This window comes from Bradyrhizobium sp. LB14.3, assembly GCF_040547985.1.
GTDB lineage: Bacteria > Pseudomonadota > Alphaproteobacteria > Rhizobiales > Xanthobacteraceae > Bradyrhizobium.
Window position 1 is genome coordinate 1 of the sequence record NZ_JBEPQT010000065.1, and the last position, 10013, is coordinate 10013.

General features: G+C 61.1%; 6 pseudogenes. All 6 read right to left on the bottom strand.

Going from position 1 to position 10013, the window contains the following annotated elements:
• Positions 1–422, bottom strand: a pseudogene (locus tag ABIB00_RS38365) (transposase); the annotation flags it as partial.
• A 78-nt stretch (positions 423–500) separates the two neighbouring features.
• Positions 501–917, bottom strand: a pseudogene (locus ABIB00_RS38370) (transposase); the annotation flags it as partial.
• A 338-nt stretch (positions 918–1255) separates the two neighbouring features.
• Positions 1256–1750 (bottom strand): annotated as a pseudogene (locus ABIB00_RS38375) (IS110 family transposase); the annotation flags it as partial.
• 263 nt (positions 1751–2013) lie between these two features.
• Positions 2014–2267: pseudogene (locus tag ABIB00_RS38380) on the bottom strand (transposase); the annotation flags it as partial.
• 62 nt (positions 2268–2329) lie between these two features.
• A pseudogene (locus ABIB00_RS38385) lies at positions 2330–8606 on the bottom strand (amino acid adenylation domain-containing protein); the annotation flags it as partial.
• Positions 8592–9530, bottom strand: a pseudogene (locus ABIB00_RS39275) (formyltransferase family protein); the annotation flags it as partial. The pseudogenes ABIB00_RS39275 and ABIB00_RS38385, both read right to left, overlap by 15 nt.
• Positions 9531–10013: the final 483 nt, after the last annotated feature.

The window sequence follows — 10013 nt, forward strand, 5'->3', positions numbered from 1 at the left end:
GTCCTTGATCCGGTGTTTGAGAGCGGCCTGGTCGCCGCGCTTCAACTTGTAGACGTAAAGAGCGCGATCAACCCGAAGCGTGGAGCAGGCCCGCCTGACTGACACCTTCCAGTCACTTCGCACCTTGTCGACAAGCTCGCGCTTGCGGCCAGGCCTCAGAGCTTTTTTGAGAGCACATCCTGAAGCATGGCCTTGTCCAACGACAGGTCGGCGACAATCCGCTTCAGCTTCGCGTTCTCTTCCTCAAGCTGACGCAGCCGCTTCATCTCCGAGGGCATCAAGCCTGCATACTTCTTCCGCCAGTTGTAGAAGGTTGCCTCGCTGATCCCGGCCTTGCGGCAGACCTCGGCCACCGCCGAGCCGTCTTCAGCCTGCTTCAGCACGAATGCAATCTGCGCCTCTGAAAACTTCGATGCCTTCATGGAATTCTCCTCTCCCCATCAGGGGATCATAAGTGGAAAATTCCAGTTCAAACCGGCCTAATTTGGCGGGGGCACGTCAATCGCCTTGGTCCTGGTGGCAACCGACAGGCTCTCCTGGATCAGCGCAGCCAGCCGCTCCTCGCCCATGCGGTGGCGCCAGCGCGTCAGCGACGAGCGATCGAACACCAGCCGGTGCTGGAAGAACTCCTCGCCGCAGAAGTATTGGTAATAGGGGTTCTCGACCCACCGCTCGTACAGCACCTCGTCGGACAGGTCGTAGGTGTGCTTGAGAATCGCCAGCCCCGCCATCAGGCGCGTTGGCAGCGGCGGCCGCCCGGGATCATCGGTGTACACCTCGCCGAACCGCTCCTCCAGGAAACTCCAATCCACCGTGCGGCCCATCGCCACCAGCGGATGCTTCATGTCGATGATCTGATCGAGCCGGGACCGGAAAAGGTCCTGCTCTCCCGTCTGGATCCGCTCCCGTGGTCGCATCTCGTTCCTCGCCAACGCAGTCAAAAGGCGAGTGAATCACAGATCAAGTTTGCAAGGAATCCCAATCCAAAAGTCCGCTTTCCAGCAAAACCAGTTACGGCAAAATGCCGTTTCTGGATTCTAAATCAACAGCTTGGGATTTCTTCACGGACGACTAGATGCCATCGACGGGGCACGGGCCAAGCCGCGCATCTTGCACAAGACCCTCGCCACCTACTTGCTCCAGATTGCCATGCTGGGCGGCTACCTCGCGCGCAATCACGATCCGCCGCCAGGAAACATAGTCGTGTGGCGAGGCCTAACACGTCTCAACGACATCGCCTTCGGTCTCTCAATCACAGGTCGTCCACGATGTGGGTAATTGAAAGCTCCACCGGAGGCTTACTCTGCATATGCTGGATGTGGGCTGCAGCATATTCCACCAGCCGCTCGCACTGGCGCAGGTAGGCACGCAACTTTGCAATCTCGGCATCTGGTCGGAAGCTGCCGCGTAACAGGCCGTAGGAATGAAGCTGGCGTAGCCATGCCGCATCGCTGACATCTGTCTTCCGCCCAGGTACGTTCTTGGCGTAGCGCGCGTTGACCAGAATGACCTCAAATCCACGCCGCTCCAGGATCTCATAGGCCGGGATCCAATAGACACTGGTTGATTCCATCGCCACGTTGGTGACGCCGCACGCTTTGCACCAGTTCGCCAGATCATGCAGGTCCTGCGTGAATGTGCCAAACGTCCGCACTGGGATGTCAGTGCAGGCCGGATTCACCACAGCCGTGTGCATCTTCGATCCGATATCGACGGCAGCCGCTCCGAAGTTGACCGGCTTCAATTCCAGGCGATCATCGGTTGTCGTCTGCCATTGCGAATCCTCCGTCCGATCATGGGCAGGAGGGTCTGGGCTATGCCAATTTGTCATCTTCCTAATCGGGATCGCCGCCGGAACGGCGTCACCACTCTCAAGTCCGCACGAGCCCGTGGACCAAGTTTTTTAACGGGGACAGTGCCTCCAATAAGCTGACGGCCGCTACCCTCCCAGCCGCAGAGGGTAGCACAAGGTTGTTTCTACCCCGCGCAGGCGCGCCACAGCGCTGGACAGTTTTTTAGGATGTCCCGTTCGGCCTTTAGCTTGGTGACCTCACGCTTCAGCTGTGCGATCTCCAACTGCTCCGGCTTCATCTGACCGTGGCCGGGAATGCATGTTGCGGATCGTCCGCAAGCTGCTTCACCCAACTGCGCAACTGTGTCGGATGAATACCTAGGTCTTTCGACGCCTGCGCATACGACACGCCGCGCTGCTTGATCAGCCGCACAGCCTCCAGCTTGAACTCCCGCGTAAACCGCCTTCTCTCCATGACGCACCTCCTGCTCCATAAAACACCTAACTTGGTGTCTTCGGAACCGGGTGCAGTTCACCAACGTCAATTAGACCGATGAATGAAACAGCTTCATCGTGATCCAGTAACTGCTGCGCAATTGCGTAAGCCAACATTCCCCCTGATGAGTATCCAGCGAGCCGGTATGGACCTCGTGGCTGGATCTCTCTTATTGCGAGAATGAGTTGCGAGGCTATTTCTTCAAGAGTTCGAAATTGAACTTTACCAAAGGGCGGCCATGGCAAAGTGTAGACAGGACATCCTGCGTCCATCTCCTGCGTCAAACTAAGGGCATAGGAGCGATCGCCCAAACCTGTGGGAACAAACAACAGCGGCGGCTGCGATCCGGTTTCGCGAACACAAATCACTCCCGAACTGCGGGGCTGTGGTTTCAAATGAATCTTTGATGCAAGTTCCTTTATAACGGGGGCTTGGAAGAGGTCGGCGGCGCTGAACTTGAGCCCGAGATCGACTGCGCGACTGAGCAGTTGCACCACTAAGAGCGAGTGGCCGCCCAGTTCGAAGAAATGGTCGTTGCGTCCGACCCGCTCCAGCCCTAGAAGCTCGGCCCAGATCCGCGCCAACGCCGTCTCGACTGCACCCTGCGGCGCCTCATAGGCCGCCCGCGCATAGGCATCGTCAGCCGGCGCCGGCAGTGCCTTGCGGTCGAGCTTGCCGTTCACCGTCAGCGGCAGCACCTCAAGCCGCACAAACGCAGCCGGCACCATGTACTCCGGTAGGTGCGCACTTAAGTGCGCGCGCAAGACGCCGGCAAACCCGCCTCCATCGTTCTCGTCCGAGCCAGCCTCGGGCGCGCAGACCACATAGGCGATAAGATGCTTGTCGCCGGCGCGGTTCTGGCGCGCCACCACAACCGCATCGCGCACAAAGGCGTGCTCGCAAAGCCGCGCCGCGATCTCGCCCGGCTCGATGCGGAAGCCGCGGATCTTCACTTGGTCGTCATTGCGGCCCAGGAACTCCAGATTGCCGTCCGGCAGATAACGCCCGAGGTCGCCGGTCCGGTACAGCCGATCGCCGTCCACAAAGGGACTGGCGATGAACCGCTCCGCTGTCAGCTCGGGGCGGTTCAGATAGCCCCGCGCCACTCCCGCCCCGCCAATGTAAAGCTCGCCCACCGCCCCGAACGGCACGGGCGCGCCATGACCGTCCAGCAGGTACACCCGCGTGTTAGCAATCGGACGGCCGATCGGGACCACTGCCCCATTAAAATTAGCCGGGCAATTCCAGACTGTCGCGCAGACTGTTGTTTCGGTCGGGCCATAAGCGTTGACAATTGATGCCGGGGCAAGACTTTGGATGAGTTCAGCCTTCGGCAGCTCTCCAGCAAGAATGAGAACTTGCGAAGTCAAACATTCCAGATTCTTGCTTGCCTGAAGCATCGCGGGGGGTAACGTCGCATGGGTGATGTCTTCGCTTCGGAGATAATCCGAGAGCTTGTTACTCGCTTGACGGATCTCGTCCGCAGGCAAGTGCAATGCGGCTCCAGAGCCAAACGCCATAAGAAGCTCCCAAACGCTTGCATCAAACCCAACGGAGGCGAACTGCACCACTCGGCTGTTGGAAGAAGCGCCGAAAAGACCGACCTGAGCCAACATCAGATTGACCACCCCCCGATGCTGGACCATGACGCCCTTTGGGTTTCCGGTTGAGCCTGAGGTGTAGATCACATAGGCGAGATGGCGGGATGTGAGGCCAAGCGTGCGCGGGTCGGGGTCCGAAGCCGGCCGTTCGGCCCAGGCCGGCGTGGCCGTCTCCAGATCAACCGCCGTCACATCGTTCAGCACCTCGGGGCCGAGTGTTGCGCGTCCGGCGGCATCGCAGAGCAGCAGCCGCGGCGCGGCATCGTCGACAACCTGCCGCAGCCGCTCGCTGGGATAGATCAGGTCCAGCGGCAGATAGGCACCGCCCGCCTTGAGGATCGCCAAAAGCCCGACCACCATCGCCAGGCTGCGCTCCAGGCAGATCGCCACCGGCTGGTCCGGCCTGACTCCGAGTGCGATCAGATGATGCGCCAGCCGGTTGGCCCGCGCGTTGAGCTCGCCATAGCTTAGTCTCTCGTTCTCGTGGACCACCGCCACCGCCTCCGGCGCCTTTTGCACCTGCGCCTCGAACAGCTCATGGATGCACCGCTCCGACGGATAGGCCACCGTCGTCCGGTTCAACTCCTCCAGCAGGTAGCTGCGTTCGTCGGCCGGCAGGATGTCGAGCTCGCGCACCGGCGTGTTGGGGGCATGCTCCAGCGCCTCCGCCAGTTGCTCGAGCGCCCGCTGCATATAGCCGCAGACCCGATCCGCAGAGACAGGCTCCGCCACCTGCGCCGTCAGGCCGAGCGCTTCGCCATAATCCTCGACCGACAGGGTCACGGGATAGTTGGTGCGCTCCTCGCCGCCGAGCCATTCCGCGCCCGACGGGACATCATCCGTTCCGGAGCCGGGCGTGGCTGCCGTCCTGTTATGGCGGTAGTTCAACAGCGCGCTGAACAGCGGCGCCGGCGCCGCAACGCCGCTGCAGCGTTGCGCCAGCGCCAGCGAGGCATGCTCGTGCGCCAGCAGCTCGGAAAGCTGCGCGTGGGTGCTGCGCACGCTCGCCGCAACCCCGGTCTCGTCCAAGGCAAGCCGCACAGGCAGAGTGTTGACGAACAGGCCCATTGTGCGGTCGGCGCCCGCACCCGCATGCATCCGGCCGAACAGCACCGTGCCGAACACCACCTGCTCTCGGCCGCTGCTGCGCGCCACCACCTGCCCCCAGGCCAGATGGCACAGGCTGGCCAGGCTCACCCCGAGCCGCCGCGCCTGTTCGCGCAGCCGCTCGTTGAGCGCCTGCGGCAGCATCCGATGCGCCTCGCCGACGCCGCTGCCGTCGCCGTAGACCTCGCTTAGCCCGAACGGCATGGTCGGCTCGTCGATGTCGGCCAGCAGCCCTCGGAAGAACTCTTCATGCGCCTTGGCACCAACAGCAAGACGCGCCTGCGCCACCAGATTACGGAACGGCAGCGGCGCGGCCAGTTCATAGGCCCGCCCTGCCAGCATGGCCCGCACCTCGGCATGCATCACTTCCAGCGTCGTGTGATCCCCGATCAAATGATGCTGCAGCTGCAGCAGCAGCCAGCGCCCGCTGCCGGGATCGCGCGCGGTCACAAACCGCAACAAGGGTGCCCGGCCAAGATCGATGCGCTGCCGGCGCGGATCAAACCGGCGCCGGAGCTCATCGGCGCCGGAGCCATCACAGCCATCCAGCTCGACCTCGCTCACCTCCAGCGACGCACGACGCCACACCACCTGGGCCGGGCTCGACAGTCCCTCCCAGACAAAGGCTGTGCGCAGGATGTCGTGCCGGTCCACCACTTGCTGAACCGCACCAAGATAGCGTTCCAACAGGCTACGGTCGGCAAACGCCATCTGCGACACCAGCAGATAGGGATCGCCCCGGCTGGCCAGCAGATGATGGAACAGGATGCCGTCCTGCAGCGGCGACAGCGCATAAATGTCCTGGATGTTGCGGACGCCACCAGGCACCGTGGCGACGATCCGGTCGATCTCCGGCTGGGCCAGCTCGATCAGCGGCAGCATCTGCGGCGTGATCGCCGTACTCTGCTCGGTGATCAGGCTAGCAGGCACCGCCACCTCATGAGAACGGCCAAGGCTTGCGGCAAGATCGGCCAGCACCGGCGTGGCGAACAGCGTGCGCACCTCCACCCCGAGCGACAGCCGCCGCAGCCGGCTCAAGAGCTGCACCGCCAGGAGCGAGTGGCCACCGAGCTCGAAGAAGTTGTCGTGGCGTCCGACCCGCTCGACCCCGAGAAGCTCCGCCCAGATCTCTGCCAGCGCCGTCTCGATCGCGCCGCGCGGCGCCTCATAGGCCGCCCGCGCATAGGCATCGTCAGCCGGCGCCGGCAGTGCCTTGCGGTCGAGCTTGCCGTTCACCGTCAGCGGCAGCCCCGATAGCCGCACGAACGCCGACGGCACCATGTAGTCCGGCAGCCGCGCACTTAAGTGCGCCCGCAAGGTGTTGGCAAGGTCAGGGCCATCCACCTCATCCGATTGAGCTTCGGGCGCACACACCACATAGCCGACGAGGTGCTTGTCGCCACGGCCATCCTGTTGCGCCACCACAACCGCATCGCGCACAAAGGCGTGCTCGCAAAGCCGCGCCGCGATCTCGCCCGCGGAAGCCGCGGATCTTCACCTGGTCGTCATTGCGGCCCAGGAACTCCAGATTGCCGTCGGGCAGATAGCGCGCCAGGTCGCCGGTCCGGTACAGCCGATCGCCGTCCACAAAGGGACTGGCGATGAACCGCTCGGCTGTCAGCTCGGGGCGGTTCAGATAGCCCCGCGCCACTCCCGCCCCGCCAATGTAAAGCTCGCCCACCGCCCCGAACGGCACGGGCGCGCCATGACCGTCCAGCAGGTACACCCGCGTGTTGGCAATCGGACGCCCAACGGGAGGCAACTGGGGCCAACATGATGGGTCAGCTGCAAGGTGGTGCTCGGCAATGACGCTGATTTCTGTGGACCCGTATTGATTGATCAATCTCGCCTTTGGATGTGCTTCGAAGAAGGCCCTAAGCAGTGGAGTGGCCTGCAGTTGCTCACCCGCTGTATAAATCTCATTTAAAGAGGGCAGCTTCACTTGCTGCGCGCCCCAGACCTCCGCAAAATGGTTCAATGCTACGAATGGGAGGAAAAGTCGCTCGATCGCCTCCTTTTCCATGAATTCGAGCAACTCGGAGAAGTGCCTACGGGTCTCTTCCCGCACAAGTACGAGCAGTCCACCGTCCTTCCAACAAATGAACATTTCCTGACAGGACACATCGAAGTTCAGGGTAGCGAATTGAAGTGTGCATCGTTTTGACGTGCCAACCCCTGCGAGCGAATTCACAAGCGAGCCATGGGACATTTCTACGCCCTTTGGCGTTCCGGTGGAGCCTGAGGTGTAGATCACATAGGCGAGATGACGGGATGTGAGGCCAAGCGTGCGCGGGTCGGGGTCCGAAGCCGGCCGCTCGCCCCAGACCGGAGTGGCAGTATCCAGATTGACTACGCTGATATCGGCCACAGCCTCGGCGCCCAATGCGGTTCGACCGGCCGCATCGCAAAGCAGCAGTCGCGGCGCGGCATCGTCGACGATCTTCCGCAGCCGCGACGACGGATAAGCCGGATCGAGCGGCAAATAGGCCCCCCCCGCCTTCAGGATCGCCAAAACGCCAACCACCATTGCCAAGCCGCGTTCCAGGCAGATCGCCACCAGCTGGTCGGGCTTGACCCCGAGCCCGATCAGATGATGCGCTAGCCGGTCGGCCCGCGCGTTGAGTTCGCCATAGCTCAGTCTCTCGTTCTCATAGACCGCAGCCAACGCCTCCGGCGCCTTTTGCACCTGCGCCTCGAACAGCTCATGGATGAACCGCTCCGACGGATAAGGCGTCGCCGTCCGATTCAGCTCCTCCAGTAGATACGTGCGTTCGTCTGCCGGGAGAATGTCGATGCGGCCGACCGGCTGCCCCGGATCGGCCATCACACCATTCAACAAAGTCTGCAAATGCTGCGTCATGCGGCCGATCTGCCTCGGCGCAAATCGACTGGCATCAAAATGCCAGCGGAAGCTCCCATCCAGAGCGCAAACCTCAAGGGTCAGCAAATCGCCGCATGCGGCCGGGTCAGCTTTGTGACTCGTCATCAGATCGCCAGCCACCGAACAGCTCTCTGTCGTGATTGTGATGCCAATCGGCCAGGGTCGGTGCGAGCGTAGCGCTTTCATACGTCGCAAGGCCGGGCAACGGGTGATAAGATCCCGGGCAAAGCTACCGTGCGCCCTCAGCTGAGCGAGTTCGGCCGCTACGGTTTTGCGCACCTCTTCAAAATCATTAGCAAGCTCAATGGTCGCTTCCATCGGCACGACAGGGGAGATCAACACCTCTATCGCTTTGGAGGCAGCTTGCGATCCATCCGATGCTGGCGTCCATCCCAGCTGAAGCTCTGTTTCTCTCGTGATGCGGGCGAAATAGATCAGCCAAGCCGTTGCCACGTATTCCGAGCGATCGAGTGGGGACAGTTTAGCCAAAGCACTTGGACTGAACCACGAACTCGACTGCCATCCGGGCGGCGCCGCAGCCACGGACGATGACAGGAAAGGAGGATGCAATGTTCTAAACTGCTCGAGCCGCTGTCGCCAAAAATCTTCCAGAGGCGCCAGCAATTCATGGGCGGCAGTTATGCTCCGCGCCTGTTCATCGCTCAAGATCGGAAGGCGACTACCTTCATCCAGATTGAAGTCCCTGGCGAGGGCTCGCGCGTCCAGCATCTGCCCATCGAGTTCGCCAAAGCAAACATTGACGTCCTCGGTGCCCGTCGCCACACGCCAATGGCTCGAGTGGACTTCAAGCAGGGAACCTGCCGGACTGCCCGAGCTTTGAGCCAACACCTCCAAGTTTCTGACTTTGACAGCCTGATCGCTTAGGAGAGCCTTGGGCAGACACATTGGATTAAGATGATACGGCCCAAAGCCTAGGGCCCGTGTCATCGCCGATATCTCTTGCGCGGATTGATCCCATCGCAGACAGCCTGCGGAATCTGGGCGTTGATGTCTCAAAAAGTAGCTTCTGTCCACCAGTGCCTGCGGATAGGCCAAAAGCTTCCCGTTCTCGAGGCCAGTTAAGAGCTCGCGGAAGCCTTCGATCGCGGCTTCATGGCATTTAAGATTCAGGGTCAGTGCCGTATCGGTGGGCGAAATCAACACCTGGCGCTGGACCACGACGTCACCGGTATCAACACCGTCATCGATCCAATGCCACGTGACGGCATATTCGGTCTCTTGGGCCAGCAGCGCCCAGGACGTCACGTGCGTTCCCGCATATCGTGGCAATGGACCGTCGTGGTAATTAAAAGCACCTCGACGAACCCACTCCAATACATCCGCTGGCAGTATGAACGGATTTGCAACTGAGAAAATCAAATCTACCGGCGCGGCCTTCAAAAAAGAAGAGAGCTCTTCAACACTTGCTATAGACGGGATGTTCGAGCGAAAAGCCCAATCGCGGAATACGCGATCAGCACACAATGCTGCACCAATGACGTGGCCCATCTCAATTGCCAGCTGCACGCATTTGATAGCGAGCGTACCACTGCCGACAAAGACGGTAGAGGGGATCGATCGCGCTTCAGGTAGCCTGTCCTGATCGCCTGGTTGGCAGACGCTCCCGCGCGCCGGAGATACCTGATATGACATCTTCACCGCTCCTGCAGTCCATGCATCAAGCTGGGCTTCCCGCCATGGCGTCGCGCCACGAAGCGACTCAAATCAGCCACACTGGTTCGAATTTGCTCGGGATAGCCGCGCCCGCAGTCGCTTGCGCAATATGGGGTATTGGCGCGCCGAAACTCTTGCGCGCCGCCAAGATCTTCCCAATGTCGCGGGCAGGCCGCACGCCTCCAGATATCGTCTCCGGCAGAATCGCAGCTGCCATCTTTGCCTGTCTGAGTTTCCGGTGAGCGACATCATCAGACGACTTCTCCTCAATTGCGCGTTTATAGAGGAGCCTACGCATGTATCGTGCCAAAGGAGGAATCGTTGTTTGTCAGTATGCTAGCCCTAACACTGCTATGTCGATTCTCCGACCTAGGGTCTGTTGGGATTCATCTGGAGTTTATCGCGGCCGCGGCCAGATAGATCATTGAAGTGAAGCTCTGGTCGGTCTTGTCGGCGCGCATT